Below are 16,247 nucleotides of genomic sequence, written 5' to 3' on the forward strand. Positions count from 1 at the left end.
GCTGGGCGCCGGCAGCGCTGCCAGCTTAGGCGCAGTGCCGCCGATCCTCCGGTCAGGAGGGCAGAAGAATCGCGTCGTGATTCTCGATCTCTTGAGGCTAGTTCGGCTTCACACCGGCCAGGTGCTTTCGCGCGGCATAGAGGCTGATCGCCGCCGCGTTCGACACGTTGAGCGAGTGAATCACGCCCGGCATGTCGAGCCGGGCCAGCTTGTGCACCGTCTCGCGCGTCTTGTGGCGCAGGCCTTTTCCTTCCGCACCGAGCACGAGCGCGATTCGCTCGCCGGAAAATGTCTTTTCCAGCTCCGCCGGGCCCTCCGAATCAAGCCCGATCGTCTGGAAGCCCGATTCGTGCAGTTCGCCGAGCGCTTCGGCGAGATTGCGCACTTCGATCAGGTCGATGTGCTCCAGCGCGCCAGAGGCCGATTTGGCCAGCACCCCTGATTCCTGCGCGCTGTGGCGCGAGGTGGTGATCAGGGCGCCGGCGCCGAAAGCCACGGCCGAACGGATGATCGCGCCGACATTATGCGGGTCCGTCACCTGGTCGAGCACCAGCACCAGCGGCGTCTCGCCAAGCGCCGACAAGGCTTTTGGTTTCAAGGGAGCCGCCTCGATCATCACGCCCTGGTGCACGGCGTCGCTGCCGGTGATCTTGTCAATGTCGCGCGGCTCCACGATTTCCACGGGAAAGGGCAGGGACCTGTCGCCGATCTCCAGCCGCTCCAGCGCGTTGCGGGTCACCAGCATACGGCGAATCTCGCGGCGCGGATTGTCCAGCGCTGAGCGCACGGTGTGCAGGCCATAGAGGCGCAGCAGGCCCTCGGCCGCCGCTTCGCCGGGCGGGATATTGGCTCGCGGGCGATGAGCCGGCTTTCCACCACTCTTCTGGTCGCGATAGGCGCGCCGAAGCTTGGCGTAGTGCGTATCCTTGGGCGTTCCGGGCTTTTTTTCGTTGCTCATGAGCGCTCTATAGCCGGGGTGTGAGCCTTTGGATATGCCAACGGCGAAAGCTGTGTGATAAATTATCGAAATTGCCGATGGCGCGGTTGACAGTGTCTGACCTTGTCGCCATAAGCGCATCGCAGATTGACGAGCGGGACTTTTCCCGGTTCCGAAATCGGTCGAATGCCTCGTTGCATGGCTCCGGCAAAGCAGTACGGAGGAGTGCCCGAGTGGTTAAAGGGGACGGACTGTAAATCCGTTGACTCAGTCTACGTTGGTTCGAATCCAACCTCCTCCACCACTGCCGGCCTGGAGCCACGAAGGGAAGTTGCGGGTATAGCTCAATGGTAGAGCAGCAGCCTTCCAAGCTGAATACGCGGGTTCGATTCCCGCTACCCGCTCCAAAGGCTCCGCTCACGGAACCCGTTGCAGGCAGCATCTTATAATGCCGGCGGAATTGTCCTATTCTCTGCTCCATCTGCGGCGCCGATGCGGTGTCCTGGGTGGGCTGGCACCGTTTGGGCAAAAGACTCTTGTGTTTTTTGGCCATTGTCGCTAATCGCCCCGCATTCGAACCTCAACTGAAGCCCTGCCGCCAAGGAAAGTAAGCAATGGCTAAGAGTAAATTTGAGCGCACCAAGCCGCATGTGAACATTGGCACGATTGGTCACGTTGACCATGGCAAGACGTCGCTGACGGCTGCGATCACGAAGTTTTTCGGCGATTTCCGGGCCTATGACCAGATCGACGCCGCTCCGGAGGAGAAGGCGCGCGGCATCACCATCTCGACCTCGCACGTCGAGTACGAGACCGAGAACCGCCACTACGCCCACGTCGACTGCCCGGGCCACGCCGACTATGTGAAGAACATGATCACCGGTGCCGCGCAGATGGACGGCGCGATCCTGGTCGTGTCGGCCGCCGACGGCCCGATGCCGCAGACCCGCGAGCACATCCTGCTCGCCCGCCAGGTCGGCGTGCCCTCGATCGTGGTGTTCCTGAACAAGTGCGACCAGGTCGACGACCCGGAACTGCTCGAACTGGTCGAGCTGGAAGTCCGCGAGCTGCTGTCGAAGAACGAGTTCCCCGGCGACGACATTCCGATCATCAAGGGCTCGGCGCTGGCCGCTCTGGAAGATTCGGACAAGAAGCTCGGCGAAGAGGCCATCCGCGCGCTGATGGCGGCGGTTGACGCCTATGTGCCGACGCCGGAGCGCCCGATCGACCAGCCGTTCCTGATGCCGATCGAAGACGTGTTCTCGATCTCGGGCCGCGGCACCGTGGTGACCGGTCGCGTCGAGCGCGGCATCGTCAAGGTCGGCGAGGAACTCGAGATCGTCGGCATCCGCCCGACCGCCAAGACGACCTGCACCGGCGTCGAGATGTTCCGCAAGCTGCTCGACCAGGGCCAGGCCGGCGACAACATCGGCGCGCTGCTGCGCGGCGTCGGCCGCGAGGACGTGGAGCGCGGCCAGGTGCTGTGCAAGCCGGGTTCGGTGAAGCCGCACAAGAAGTTCAAGGCAGAGGCCTACATCCTGACCAAGGAAGAGGGTGGCCGCCACACGCCGTTCTTCACCAACTACCGTCCGCAGTTCTACTTCCGCACGACGGACGTGACCGGCATCGTGCAGCTGGCCGAGGGCACCGAGATGGTGATGCCCGGCGACAACGTGACGGTGGACGTGGAACTGATCGTGCCGATCGCCATGGAAGAGAAGCTGCGCTTCGCCATCCGCGAAGGCGGCCGCACCGTCGGCGCCGGCGTCGTGGTCTCGATCACGGAATAAGTTGCAGGAAACTGCTACCAGGGAAGGGCGGCTTCGGCCGCCCTTTTCTTTTTGGAGTGGTCCCGGGGTAGGCCGCTCGGCTCCAACGATTCTTTTGCCGACACCGGCGCGATTCGGCGTGTGAGCCCCTGACGGCTCCGGTGGGTCACGTTCACATCGGCTTTCCACAGGCGCGAGCGGCACAAACCGCGGCTCTGCGCAGGCTTTGCGGCGGTGCCGGAAAATGATGTGACGGAAAATGAAGACAGCTCTTGAAACGCCGCCGGCTTTGTGAAATGAAGCAGCCGCGATAGGGGTATAGCTCAGTTGGTAGAGCGGCGGTCTCCAAAACCGCAGGTCGGGGGTTCGAGCCCCTCTGCCCCTGCCAGCGTCGCGGTCGGACCGCATTGTCGCTAGAGTGATCGCAGGACGATTGAATGGTTCTGCAAAGCACGCACAGCAGGTAAGGTGGATTTTAGGCACTTGCATGTGTCGAGAATCGGTCTTATTTAGACACAACAGACACGCGGCGCGTCGAGCTGGAGGTCCGGCTTTACGCGCCCGAAATGCATGGGCGGAATATTGCGCTGATTCGCGCAAGGGTCCGAAACCAGGCAGGCACTTCCCGGCCAACGGGAGTATCCAGGGCTCGGTCTCTCCGGGTTCTTGAAAACAGAGCGGCAGATGGCGTCAAAAACCACCAACCCAATTACCTTCCTCCAGCAGGTGCGGTCGGAGACGGCCAAGGTGACGTGGCCCTCGCGGCGCGAGACGGTGATCTCGACTGTCATGGTCGTGTTGTTTGCGATTCTTGCGATGATCTTTTTCTTCGCGGCCGATCAGCTCATGGCGCTCGGGGTCGGGTTGCTCCTCGGTCTTGGTCACTGAACACCGGCGAATACGGAGAAGTCTTGCAATGGCTGCGCGTTGGTACATCGTCCACGCTTACTCGAACTTCGAGAAGAAGGTCGCCGAGGACATCGAGCACAAGGCTCGCCAGAAGGGTTTGAGCGACCAGATCGAGCAGATCGTCGTGCCGACCGAAAAGGTCGTGGAGGTCCGTCGCGGTCGCAAGGTCGACGCCGAGCGCAAGTTCTTCCCGGGCTATGTGCTGCTGAAGGCCAATCTCTCCGACGCGGTGTTCAGCCTTGTGAAGAACACGCCCAAGGTCACTGGTTTCCTTGGCGATTCCAAGCCGGTGCCGATCAGTGACAAGGAAGTCGATCGCATTCTGCATCAGGTGCAGGAAGGGGTCGAGCGGCCGAAGCCCTCCGTCACTTTCGAGATCGGCGAGCAGGTCCGCGTGTCGGATGGTCCCTTCGCGTCCTTCAATGGCTTCGTCCAGGAAGTGGACGAGGAGCGGGCGCGGCTCAAGGTGGAGGTTTCGATCTTCGGGCGTGCTGTGCCCGTGGATCTGGAATTCGGACAGGTCGAAAAGGGCTGATCCGAATCTGGCTCGCCGCCGGTTTGGCGCGCGGGCTGGCGGCAGGAAGTCCTGCCGTCGAGGAGGTGGGAGGATGGTGCAGTTTTAGCCGGCTGCGCTCGTTCGAACCACCAAACTGCAACCGCCGGGTCATCCCGGCTCAAAGACAAGGCAGATAGAGATGGCTAAGAAAGTTGTGGGCCAGCTCAAGCTTCAGGTCCCTGCGGGTTCGGCGACGCCGTCGCCCCCGATCGGCCCTGCGCTTGGTCAGCGCGGCATCAACATCATGGAATTCTGCAAGGCGTTCAACGCGCAGTCGCAGGAAATGGAAAAGGGTTCGCCCATTCCGGTGGTGATCACCTACTATCAGGACAAGTCGTTCACCTTCGTCATGAAGACGCCGCCGGTGGCCTACTTCCTGAAGAAGGCCGCCAACCTGAAGTCGGGCTCCAAGGAGCCGGGCAAGGCGAAGGTCGGTGAGATCTCTCGCGACAAGGTGCGCGAGATCGCGCAGGCCAAGATGAAGGACCTGAACGCCGCCGACGTTGAAGCGGCGATGCGCATGGTCGAAGGTTCCGCCCGCTCGATGGGCCTGGAAGTGGTGGGCTAAGACGATGGCAAAGATTGCAAAGCGCGTAGCCAAGTCCCGCGACGGGATCGATTTCGACAAGGCCTACACCCTGGGCGAGGCGATCCAGATCCTCAAGGACCGTTCGTCGGTCAAGTTCGACGAGACCATCGAAGTCTCGATGAACCTCGGCGTTGACCCGCGTCACGCCGACCAGATGGTCCGCGGCGTGGTCAATCTGCCGAATGGCACTGGCCGTACCGTTCGCGTCGCCGTTTTCGCCAAGGATGCCAAGGCTGACGAAGCCCGCGCCGCCGGTGCGGACGTCGTCGGTGCCGAGGATCTGGTCGAGATCGTCCAGAAGGGCGAGATCAACTTCGATCGCTGCATCGCCACCCCGGACATGATGCCGCTGGTCGGCCGCCTCGGTAAGGTTCTCGGCCCGCGCGGCATGATGCCGAACCCGAAGGTCGGTACCGTGACCACCGACGTCGCCGGCGCGGTCAAGGCCTCCAAGGGCGGTGCCGTCGAGTTCCGCGTCGAAAAGGCCGGTATCGTTCACGGCGGCGTGGGCAAGGTGTCGTTCGATACCTCGGCGCTGGAAGAGAACGTCCGCGCCTTCGCCGATGCGGTGAACAAGGCCAAGCCGACGGGCGCCAAGGGCGTCTATGTCAAGAAGGTCTCGCTGTCGTCGACGATGGGACCTGGCCTGAAGGTCGATCTTTCGACCCTGGCCACGGCTTGATAGGTTGAATTGGGATCCGGCCGTAAGGGCCTGATCCCGCGCAATTCCGGCCCTTCGGGGCCGGATACCGGAAGCGGCAACGCTTCCGGGTATCCTGTCCGAGATTGCAGGCGGCTCGCCTTAATTCACATGAGCCTGCATGAGACGGGTGAAGACCAGACAACGGAGCGAATGCTCCAATGGAAGGTTCGAACCGTAGTTTGCCTTTTGCTTGCATCCGGGCTGTCCGGTGCGGTGAAAGGGGGCAGGATCCTCGAGCGCCGTTCGGGTGATCCGGAATTTTCTGGATGGCCTGCCCGGCAAAAGGCAACCCGGCAGTCGTTCGCAAGAATGGCTGTCAACTGGAGATAGGCAGTGGATAGAGCGGAAAAACGCGAGCTCGTCACGCATCTGAACGAAGCGTTCTCGAACGCCGGTTCGGTCGTCGTGGCCCACTATGCCGGCATCACCGTCTCGCAAATGAACGACCTTCGGTCGAAGATGCGCGCAGCCGGTGGCACCGTCAAAGTCGCGAAGAACCGCCTCGCCAAGATCGCTCTTCAGGGCACGGAATCCGAAAGCATTCAGGGCCTGTTCACCGGACAGACCCTCGTTGCCTATTCGGAAGATCCGGTTGTTGCACCGAAGATCGCATCCGAATTCGCCAAGGGCAATGACAAGCTTGTCATTCTCGGTGGCGCCATGGGTGCGACCTCTCTCGACGCGGAAGGCGTTAAGGCTCTCGCAAGCCTGCCTTCGCTCGACGAGCTGCGTGCACGTCTGGTCGGCATGATCAGCACGCCTGCAACCCGGATCGCCCAGGTCGTCAACGCACCGGCAGGTCAGCTTGCCCGCGTGTTTGGCGCCTACGCCCGGAAGGACGAGGCGGCATGAGGCCGTTCCTCGCTGTCATCAACAATTGTTCGAACTTTCAATAAGGAACTGAAAAATGGCTGATCTCGCCAAGATCGTAGAAGACCTGTCGGCCCTGACCGTCCTCGAGGCGGCTGAGCTGTCGAAGATGCTGGAAGAGAAGTGGGGCGTTTCCGCTGCCGCTCCGGTCGCCGTCGCCGCTGCTGCCGGTGGCGCTGCTGCCGCTGCTCCGGCCGAAGAGAAGACCGAATTCGACGTCATCCTGGCTGCTGCCGGCGACAAGAAGATCGAGGTCATCAAGGAAGTCCGCGCCATCACCGGCCTGGGCCTCAAGGAAGCCAAGGACCTGGTCGAAGGCGCTCCGAAGCCGATCAAGGAAGGCGTTGCCAAGGCCGACGCCGAGAAGATCAAGGCTCAGCTGGAAGCTGCTGGCGCCAAGGTCGAGCTGAAGTAAGCGTTACGCTTCTGGCGGGCGGCCCCTGGGCCGTCCGCCAGTCCGGCCGAAACCGGACGTAACGTGAAAGTGTCTGGAAAACCTCTTTCCTGAGGGCCGATTACGGCCTTCAGGAAACGGGTTTTCACCCGTTTCGGATAGACCGCGCATGCGCGGTCAGGAATTGCAAGGCGCGAGAGGCCGCGCCCCAAGAGAGGCAGCAAGGAGCGACGATGGCCCAGACCCAGACTTTTAATGGCCGCAGACGCGTACGCAAATTCTTTGGAAACATCCCGGAAGTTGCGGAGATGCCGAACCTCATCGAGGTTCAGAAGGCATCATACGACCAGTTTCTCATGGTCGAAGAGCCGGCTGGCGGTCGCCCTGACGAAGGCTTGCAGGCTGTTTTCAAGTCCGTCTTCCCGATCTCCGACTTCTCCGGCGCCTCAATGCTGGAATTCGTCAAGTACGAATTCGAGGCGCCGAAGTTCGACGTTGACGAGTGCCGCCAGCGCGACCTGACCTATGCCGCACCGCTCAAGGTCACGCTGCGCCTCATCGTGTTCGATATCGACGAGGATACCGGCGCCAAGTCGATCAAGGACATCAAGGAGCAGGATGTCTACATGGGCGACATGCCGCTCATGACCTCCAACGGCACTTTCATCGTCAACGGCACCGAGCGCGTCATCGTCTCGCAGATGCACCGTTCGCCGGGCGTCTTCTTCGACCACGACAAGGGCAAGTCGCACTCGTCGGGCAAGCTGCTGTTTGCCGCGCGCGTCATCCCCTATCGCGGCTCGTGGCTCGACATCGAGTTCGATTCCAAGGACATCGTGCACGCCCGCATCGACCGCCGCCGCAAGATCCCGGTGACGTCGCTGCTCATGGCGCTGGGCATGGACGGCGAGGAAATCCTCTCCACCTTCTACAACAAGATCGAATACAAGCGCTCCGGCGACCACTGGCGCGTTCCCTATAACGTCGAGCGCTTCAAGGGCCTCAAGGCGGTTGACGACCTGATCGACGCCGACACCGGCGAGATCGTCGTCGAAGCCGGCAAGAAGATCACCGCCCGCCAGGCCAGGCAGCTCGCCGAGAAGGGCCTCAAGGCCATCAAGGCCACCGAGGACGACCTCTTCGGCAGCTATCTGGCCGAGGATATCGTCGACTATCGCACCGGCGAGATCTTCCTCGAAGCCGGCGACGAGATCGACGAGAAGACGCTGAAGACGCTGCTTTCGACCGGCGCCGAGGAATTCACCGTCCTCGACATCGATCACATCAATGTCGGCGGCTACATCCGCAACACGCTTTCGGCCGACAAGAACGAGAGCCGTCAGGACGCGCTGTTTGACATCTACCGCGTCATGCGCCCGGGCGAGCCGCCCACGATCGACACCGCAGAGGCGATGTTCAACTCGCTGTTCTTCGATGCCGACCGCTACGACCTCTCGGCCGTGGGTCGCGTCAAGATGAACATGCGCCTGGACCTCGACTGCCCGGATACCGTGCGCGTGCTGCGCAAGGAAGACATCCTGGCCGTGGTCAAGACGCTGGTCGACCTGCGCGACGGCAAGGGCGAGATCGACGACATCGACAATCTCGGCAACCGCCGCGTCCGTTCCGTCGGCGAGCTGATGGAGAACCAGTACCGCGTCGGCCTGCTGCGCATGGAGCGCGCGATCAAGGAGCGCATGTCCTCGATCGAGATCGACACGGTCATGCCGCAGGATCTGATCAACGCCAAGCCGGCGGCCGCCGCCGTGCGCGAGTTCTTCGGCTCCTCGCAGCTCTCGCAGTTCATGGACCAGACCAACCCGCTGTCGGAGATCACCCACAAGCGTCGCCTCTCGGCGCTTGGACCTGGCGGTCTGACCCGCGAGCGCGCCGGCTTCGAGGTGCGCGACGTGCACCCGACGCACTACGGCCGCATCTGCCCGATCGAGACGCCGGAAGGCCCGAACATCGGTCTGATCAACTCGCTGGCCACCTTCGCTCGCGTCAACAAGTACGGCTTCATCGAGACCCCGTATCGCAAGATCGTCGACGGCAAGGTCACCTATGACGTCGTCTATCTCTCGGCGATGGAAGAGGCCAAGCACTACGTCGCCCAGGCCAACGCCGAACTCGACGCGAATGGCGGCTTCGTCGACGAGTTCGTCATCTGCCGCCACGCCGGCGAAGTGATGATGGCCCCGCGCGAAAACGTCGACCTCATGGACGTGTCGCCCAAGCAGCTCGTTTCGGTTGCCGCAGCGCTCATCCCGTTCCTTGAAAACGACGACGCCAACCGCGCTCTGATGGGCTCGAACATGCAGCGTCAGGCCGTGCCGCTGGTGCGCGCCGAGGCGCCGTTCGTCGGCACCGGCATGGAGCCGGTGGTGGCGCGTGATTCCGGTGCCGCCATTGCAGCCCGCCGCGGCGGCATCGTCGACCAGGTGGACGCGACCCGTATCGTCATCCGCGCGACGGAAGACCTCGATCCGGGCAAGTCCGGCGTCGACATCTACCGCCTGATGAAGTTCCAGCGCTCGAACCAGAACACCTGTATCAACCAGCGTCCGCTGGTGAAGATGGGCGACCGGATCGAGAAGGGCGACATCATCGCTGACGGTCCGTCGACCGACCTGGGCGATCTGGCTCTCGGCCGCAACGTGCTCGTCGCGTTCATGCCGTGGAATGGCTACAACTACGAGGACTCCATCCTCCTGTCGGAACGCATCGTCGCCGACGACGTTTTCACTTCGATCCACATTGAGGAATTCGAAGTGATGGCGCGTGACACGAAGCTCGGGCCTGAAGAAATCACGCGCGATATTCCGAACGTCTCGGAAGAAGCACTGAAGAACCTCGACGAAGCCGGCATCGTCTATATCGGCGCGGAAGTGCAGCCGGGTGACATCTTGGTCGGCAAGATCACGCCGAAGGGCGAAAGCCCGATGACGCCGGAAGAGAAGCTTCTGCGCGCCATCTTCGGCGAGAAGGCGTCCGACGTGCGTGACACCTCCATGCGCATGCCGCCCGGAGCCTACGGCACGGTCGTCGAAGTTCGCGTCTTCAACCGCCACGGCGTGGAGAAGGACGAACGCGCCATGGCGATCGAGCGCGAGGAGATCGAGCGTCTCGCCAAGGACCGCGACGACGAGCAAGCCATTCTCGACCGCAACGTCTACAGCCGCCTGAGCGACATGCTGGCGGGCAAGGACGCGATTGCCGGGCCGAAGGGCTTCAAGAAGGGCACCACGCTCGCCAGGGAAGTCCTGGCGGACTATCCGCGGTCGCAGTGGTGGCAGTTCGCCGTCGAGGACGAGAAGCTCCAGAGCGAGCTCGAGGCTCTGCGCGGCCAGTACGACGACTCCAAGAAGGCGCTCGAACAGCGCTTCATGGACAAGGTCGAGAAGGTGCAGCGCGGCGACGAGATGCCCCCGGGCGTCATGAAGATGGTCAAGGTCTTCGTGGCCGTGAAGCGCAAGATGCAGCCGGGCGACAAGATGGCCGGCCGTCACGGCAACAAGGGCGTGGTGTCGCGCATCGTTCCGGTCGAGGACATGCCGTTCCTCGAGGACGGTACGCATGCCGACATCGTGCTCAACCCGCTGGGCGTGCCGAGCCGCATGAACGTCGGCCAGATTCTGGAGACGCATCTGGGCTGGGCCTGCGCAGGCATGGGCAGGAAGATCGGCGAGCTGATCGACGCCTACAAGGCGGGCGGAGACATCAAGCCGCTGCGGGCCGAGATCGAGAACCTGATGCCGGACAACGACCGCAACGAGCCGGTCCGCAATTTCGACGACGAGAGCATCGTTCGCCTTGGCGAGCAGATGAAGCGCGGCGTTTCGATTGCGACCCCGGTCTTCGACGGTGCGCAGGAAGTCCACATCAACGAGATGCTGGAACGCGCCGGCATGCACACGAGCGGCCAGTCGCAGCTCTACGACGGACGCACCGGCGAGCCGTTCGACCGCAAGGTGACGATGGGCTATATCTATATGCTCAAGCTTCACCACTTGGTGGACGACAAGATCCACGCGCGTTCGATCGGACCGTACTCGCTCGTCACCCAGCAGCCGCTGGGCGGCAAGGCGCAGTTCGGTGGCCAGCGCTTCGGTGAAATGGAGGTCTGGGCGCTCGAGGCCTACGGCGCCGCCTACACGCTGCAGGAAATGCTGACCGTGAAGTCGGACGACGTGGCCGGCCGTACCAAGGTCTACGAGGCGATCGTGCGGGGCGACGACTCCTTCGAGGCAGGCATTCCCGAGAGCTTCAACGTTCTCGTCAAGGAAATGCGCTCGCTGGGTCTCAACGTCGAACTGGAGAACACTCGCTTTAACGAGACGCCGGCTCAGCTGCCCGACGCGGCCGAGTAAAAAGCACGGCGCGCCGCGGAACTCCGGTTCCGCGGCGTTGCCGCCGGAAATTCTGGCCGGTTCCCCCGGCCGCACGCATGGATCCGTAACGTCGGCGTAGCGGCGGCGCTTGAACGGATCGCCAAGGGCGAAGGCCCGCCAATATTCGTCTGGGGCCCTGGGTCCCAAAAGGAGAACGACATGAACCAAGAGGTCATGAATCTCTTCAACAACAACGCTCCGGCGCAGGTGTTCGATTCCATCCGGATTTCGCTCGCCAGCCCGGAGAAGATTCTGTCGTGGTCGTTCGGTGAGATCAAAAAGCCGGAGACGATCAACTACCGTACGTTCAAGCCGGAGCGCGACGGCCTGTTCTGCGCCCGCATCTTCGGTCCGATCAAGGACTACGAGTGCTTGTGCGGCAAGTACAAGCGCATGAAGTACAAGGGCGTCATCTGCGAGAAGTGCGGGGTCGAAGTCACGCTGTCGCGCGTCCGCCGCGAGCGCATGGGCCACATCGAGCTCGCCGCGCCCGTCGCCCACATCTGGTTCCTGAAGTCGCTGCCCTCGCGCATCGGCACGCTGCTCGACATGACCCTGAAGGACATCGAGCGCGTCCTCTATTTCGAGAACTACATCGTCACCGAGCCGGGCCTCACCGCGCTGAAGGAGCATCAGCTCCTCTCCGAGGAAGAGTACATGCTCGCCGTCGACGAGTATGGCGAGGACCAGTTCACCGCCATGATCGGCGCCGAGGCCATCCATGAGCTTCTGGCCAGCATGGACCTGGAGAAGATCGCCGGCGACCTGCGTTCCGAGCTTGCCTCCACGACGTCGGAGCTGAAGCAGAAGAAGCTCTTGAAGCGCCTGAAGGTGGTCGAGAACTTCATCGAATCCGGCAACCGTCCGGAATGGATGATCATGAAGGTCGTGCCGGTGATCCCGCCGGACCTGCGTCCGCTGGTGCCGCTGGACGGCGGCCGCTTCGCGACGTCCGATCTCAACGATCTATATCGCCGCGTCATCAACCGTAACAACCGTCTGAAGCGCCTCATCGAGCTGCGCGCCCCGGGCATCATCATCCGCAACGAAAAGCGCATGCTGCAGGAAGCCGTGGACGCGCTGTTCGACAACGGCCGCCGCGGCCGCGTCATCACCGGCGCCAACAAGCGCCCGCTGAAGTCGCTGTCCGACATGCTCAAGGGCAAGCAGGGCCGCTTCCGTCAGAACCTGCTCGGCAAGCGCGTCGACTATTCGGGCCGCTCGGTCATCGTGACCGGTCCGGAGCTGAAGCTGCACCAGTGCGGTCTGCCGAAGAAGATGGCGCTCGAGCTGTTCAAGCCGTTCATCTATGCGCGGCTTGACGCCAAGGGCTATTCGTCCACCGTCAAGCAGGCCAAGAAGCTGGTCGAGAAGGAAAAGCCGGAAGTCTGGGATATCCTGGACGAGGTCATCCGCGAGCATCCGGTGCTGCTGAACCGCGCGCCGACGCTGCACCGCCTCGGCATCCAGGCGTTCGAGCCGATCCTGATCGAGGGCAAGGCCATCCAGCTTCACCCGCTGGTCTGCACGGCCTTCAACGCCGACTTCGACGGCGACCAGATGGCCGTTCACGTGCCGCTGTCGCTCGAAGCGCAGCTTGAAGCCCGCGTTCTGATGATGTCGACCAACAACATCCTGCATCCGGCCTCCGGCGCGCCGATCATCGTGCCGTCGCAGGACATGGTGCTGGGTCTGTACTACCTGTCGATCGTCAACCAGAACGAGCCGGGCGAGGGCATGGCGTTTGCCGACATGGGCGAACTCCAGCACGCGCTCGAGACCAAGGCGGTCACTCTGCACGCCAAGATCAAGGGCCGTTTCCGCACCGTCGATGCGGAAGGCAACGTCGTGTCGAAGATCTATGACACCACGCCCGGTCGCATGATCCTCGGCGAGCTGCTGCCCAAGAACGTCAATGTGCCGTTCGACATCTGCAACCAGGAGATGACCAAGAAGAACATCTCCAAGATGATCGATACCGTCTACCGCCACTGCGGTCAGAAGGAGACGGTCATTTTCTGCGACCGTATCATGGCACTCGGCTTTGCCCATGCCTGCCGCGCCGGCATTTCGTTCGGCAAGGACGACATGGTCATTCCGGACACCAAGCATAAGCTGGTCGCCGAGACCGAAGCTTTGGCCAAGGAATACGAGCAGCAGTACAATGACGGCCTGATCACCCAGGGCGAGAAGTACAACAAGGTGGTCGACGCCTGGGCCAAGTGCTCGGAAAAGGTCGCCGACGAGATGATGGCCCGCATCAAGGCCGTCGAGTTCGAGGACAGCGGCCGTCAGAAGCCGATGAACTCGATCTACATGATGTCGCACTCCGGTGCGCGCGGCTCGCCGACCCAGATGCGTCAGCTCGCCGGCATGCGCGGCCTCATGGCCAAGCCGTCGGGCGAGATCATCGAGACGCCGATCATCTCGAACTTCAAGGAAGGCCTCACCGTTCTCGAGTACTTCAACTCGACCCACGGCGCCCGCAAGGGTCTGGCCGACACCGCGCTGAAGACCGCCAACTCCGGCTACCTGACCCGTCGTCTGGTCGACGTGGCGCAGGACTGCATCGTCAACGCCATCGACTGCGGCACCGAGAAGGGCCTCACCATGCAGCCGATTGTCGATGCCGGGCAGGTGGTGGCTTCGCTCGGCCAGCGCATCCTGGGCCGCACCGCCCTCGACGACATCAGCCACCCGCTCACTGGCGACTTGATCGTCAAGGCCGGCACGTTGATGGACGAGCGCGACATCGAGCAGATCGAGAAGGCGGGCATCCAGACGGTTCGCATCCGTTCGGCGCTTACCTGCGAGGTCAAGACCGGCGTCTGCGCAGTGTGCTACGGTCGCGACCTGGCACGCGGAACCCCGGTCAACCAGGGCGAAGCGGTCGGCGTCATTGCCGCGCAGTCGATCGGCGAGCCGGGCACGCAGCTCACCATGCGTACCTTCCACATGGGCGGTACCGCGCAGGTGGTGGACTCTTCCTTCCTCGAAGCTTCGTATGAAGGCACGGTCCAGATCCGCAACCGCAACGTGGTTCGCAACTCCGACGGCAACCTTGTCGTGATGGGCCGCAACATGGCGATCCTGATCCTCGACGAGGCGGGCAAGGAGCGTGCCGCGCACCGCGTCACCTACGGCTCGCGCGTCTATGTGGACGACGGCGACAAGGTCAGGCGCGGCCAGCGTATCGCGGAATGGGACCCGTATACCCGTCCGATCCTCACCGAAATCGAAGGTCGGGTGGCGTTCGAGGATCTCGTCGAAGGCATCTCGGTTCAGGAGACCGCCGACGAATCCACCGGCATCACCAAGCGCGAGGTCATCGACTGGCGGTCCACGCCGCGCGGTTCGGACCTCAAGCCGGCGATCACGATCCAGGACGCCAAGGGCAAGCTGGCCAAGCTGTCGAAGGGCGGCGATGCACGCTTCATGCTCTCGGTCGAGGCCATTCTCTCGGTCGAGCCGGGCGCCCAAGTCAGGCCCGGTGACGTGCTGGCACGTATTCCGATGGAAAGCGCCAAGACCAAGGACATCACCGGTGGTCTGCCGCGTGTTGCCGAGCTGTTCGAAGCGCGCCGTCCGAAGGACCACGCCATCATCGCCGAGATCGACGGTACGGTGCGGTTCGGGCGCGACTACAAGAACAAGCGCCGCATCATCATCGAGCCGCATGACTCGACGCTGGAGCCGATCGAGTACCTCATTCCGAAGGGCAAGCCGTTCCATCTCCAGGACGGCGACGCCATCGAGAAGGGCGACTACATCCTCGACGGCAATCCGGCGCCGCACGACATCCTGGCCATCAAGGGCGTGGAGGCTCTGGCTTCCTACCTCGTCAATGAGATCCAGGAGGTCTATCGTCTCCAGGGCGTGTCGATCAACGACAAGCACATCGAGGTCATCGTTCGCCAGATGCTGCAGAAGATCGAGATCACCGCACAGGGCGACTCGGTCTACATCCCGGGCGACCACGTTGACGTCATCGAGTTCGACGAGGTCAACGACCGCCTGATCGAGGAAGGCAAGAAGCCTGCGGAAGGCCAGCCGGTGCTGCTCGGCATCACCAAGGCCTCGCTGCAGACGCCGTCCTTCATCTCGGCCGCGTCGTTCCAGGAAACGACCCGCGTTCTCACCGAGGCGGCGGTTGCCGGCAAGACCGACATGCTGCAGGGCCTGAAGGAGAACGTCATCGTCGGCCGTCTGATCCCGGCCGGCACCGGCGGTCAGATGAACCAGATCCGTCGCATCGCTACGTCGCGCGACGAACTGATCCTCGACGAGCGCCGCAAGGCGTCCGGCGTGGAAGTCGCCGAGCCGATGCTGACCGACATGGTCAACGCCGCGCAGTAACCAGCGCGGGGCAGATGCCGCAGTCAAAAAGGCCGCCGGGAATTTCCCGGTGGCCTTTTTTTCATACCTCGAAATATTGTCGGTTCCTCCCCCATTTGGGGGATGACAAACGGCGCCTTTAGATTGATACTCGGCCCGTTGATTTGCTTAAGGTTGCATTCAGCACGCTCAAGCGCTCGGGGGAGCGCATGGCACGGACGTGATTTTTGCGTCTGGCCGGGCGAGGGGGAAGACAAGTAACCAAGCTTCACAGTACGCGGTTGCAACAGGTGGCATATGCCTCCCGTACCGCGCTTTGGCCGCCCGGTTGTGCCCCATCCGGGCGGTCTTTTTCTGTCCGCAAACCGCCCGTTTCAGAGCAGCGGCAGCCTGTCGCTGAACGTGTGCGGCGGCGCGCCGCTCGCGGGCACTCAGCTCAATCGTCTTCGTTGAAGGTCACGATGGAGACTTCGCCTTCAAGTGCGCCCTGGTAGGCGGAAAGATGCGGCTCGTCGTCCGGCTCGTCTTGCATCTCGCCGATCTGGTCCAGCTCGGCCTCGGCGTAGCCTTCCTTGGCAAGCGCCTCGAGAGCGATCCGAACGGCGGAATCGTCGTCCGGTGCCACCAGCATGACATGCACGCCTTCCGACTCGCCGCCTTTCCTGCGCCAGACTCGGCCGATGATGATCGTGACGGGCCCTGATTCATTGTCGTTCATGCGTGATTCCTTGCTTCATGGCCTTTGGCGAGGTATCCACGCCATCGTCTACTGGGCGTTTTGCCACGAATGGCGG

At 62.6% G+C, this 16,247-nt stretch carries 11 protein-coding genes and 3 tRNA genes; 12 read left to right on the plus strand and 2 right to left on the minus strand.

Features of this window, described 5'->3' with window-relative positions:
- Positions 1-97 precede the first annotated feature (97 nt).
- Positions 98-958: a TrmH family RNA methyltransferase gene (locus AC3A4H_RS11850; protein ID WP_487766862.1), complete on the minus strand. Its 861-nt coding sequence runs from the start codon at positions 956-958 to the stop codon at positions 98-100.
- 198 nt (positions 959-1,156) lie between these two features.
- Between AC3A4H_RS11850 and AC3A4H_RS11855 the strand changes: the two genes are divergently transcribed.
- From AC3A4H_RS11855 to rpoC, 12 genes are all read left to right on the plus strand, one after another.
- A tRNA-Tyr gene (locus AC3A4H_RS11855) sits at positions 1,157-1,241 on the plus strand.
- Between the two features lie 29 nt (positions 1,242-1,270).
- Positions 1,271-1,344, plus strand: a tRNA-Gly gene (locus AC3A4H_RS11860).
- A gap of 207 nt (positions 1,345-1,551) precedes the next feature.
- Positions 1,552-2,727, plus strand: coding sequence for an elongation factor Tu (gene tuf, locus AC3A4H_RS11865; RefSeq protein WP_348779465.1), 1,176 nt, complete (start codon positions 1,552-1,554; stop codon positions 2,725-2,727).
- A 291-nt stretch (positions 2,728-3,018) separates the two neighbouring features.
- Positions 3,019-3,094, plus strand: a tRNA-Trp gene (locus tag AC3A4H_RS11870).
- A 296-nt stretch (positions 3,095-3,390) separates the two neighbouring features.
- A complete protein-coding gene (secE, locus tag AC3A4H_RS11875; protein WP_348779454.1) occupies positions 3,391-3,594 on the plus strand; it encodes a preprotein translocase subunit SecE in 204 nt (67 codons plus the stop codon).
- Between the two features lie 28 nt (positions 3,595-3,622).
- Complete coding sequence (gene nusG / locus AC3A4H_RS11880) at positions 3,623-4,150, plus strand: transcription termination/antitermination protein NusG (protein ID WP_348779455.1); 528 nt, start codon at positions 3,623-3,625, stop codon at positions 4,148-4,150.
- A 160-nt stretch (positions 4,151-4,310) separates the two neighbouring features.
- On the plus strand, positions 4,311-4,739 hold the full coding sequence (rplK, locus tag AC3A4H_RS11885) for a 50S ribosomal protein L11 (RefSeq protein ID WP_487766863.1): 429 nt from the start codon (positions 4,311-4,313) through the stop codon (positions 4,737-4,739).
- Between the two features lie 4 nt (positions 4,740-4,743).
- Positions 4,744-5,442: a 50S ribosomal protein L1 gene (gene rplA, locus AC3A4H_RS11890; protein ID WP_487766864.1), complete on the plus strand. Its 699-nt coding sequence runs from the start codon at positions 4,744-4,746 to the stop codon at positions 5,440-5,442.
- A gap of 354 nt (positions 5,443-5,796) precedes the next feature.
- The gene (gene rplJ / locus AC3A4H_RS11895) at positions 5,797-6,315 is read left to right on the plus strand and encodes a 50S ribosomal protein L10 (RefSeq protein WP_348779458.1); all 519 of its coding nucleotides are present in this window, start codon (positions 5,797-5,799) and stop codon (positions 6,313-6,315) included.
- Between the two features lie 55 nt (positions 6,316-6,370).
- Positions 6,371-6,748, plus strand: a complete 378-nt coding sequence (gene rplL / locus AC3A4H_RS11900; RefSeq protein WP_348779459.1) for a 50S ribosomal protein L7/L12 — start codon at positions 6,371-6,373, stop codon at positions 6,746-6,748.
- A gap of 212 nt (positions 6,749-6,960) precedes the next feature.
- Complete coding sequence (gene rpoB / locus AC3A4H_RS11905; RefSeq protein ID WP_487766865.1) at positions 6,961-11,097, plus strand: DNA-directed RNA polymerase subunit beta; 4,137 nt, start codon at positions 6,961-6,963, stop codon at positions 11,095-11,097.
- Between the two features lie 180 nt (positions 11,098-11,277).
- Entirely contained in the window at positions 11,278-15,474 is a 4,197-nt protein-coding gene (rpoC, locus tag AC3A4H_RS11910) for a DNA-directed RNA polymerase subunit beta' (protein ID WP_348779461.1), read from the plus strand.
- A gap of 415 nt (positions 15,475-15,889) precedes the next feature.
- Here the strand turns inward: rpoC and AC3A4H_RS11915 are convergent, their stop codons facing one another.
- Positions 15,890-16,171, minus strand: a complete 282-nt coding sequence (locus AC3A4H_RS11915) for a transcriptional regulator (RefSeq protein ID WP_348779462.1) — start codon at positions 16,169-16,171, stop codon at positions 15,890-15,892.
- Positions 16,172-16,247 lie beyond the last annotated feature (76 nt).

The sequence above is a fragment of the Pseudaminobacter sp. Soil_N_29 genome (assembly GCF_057656055.1).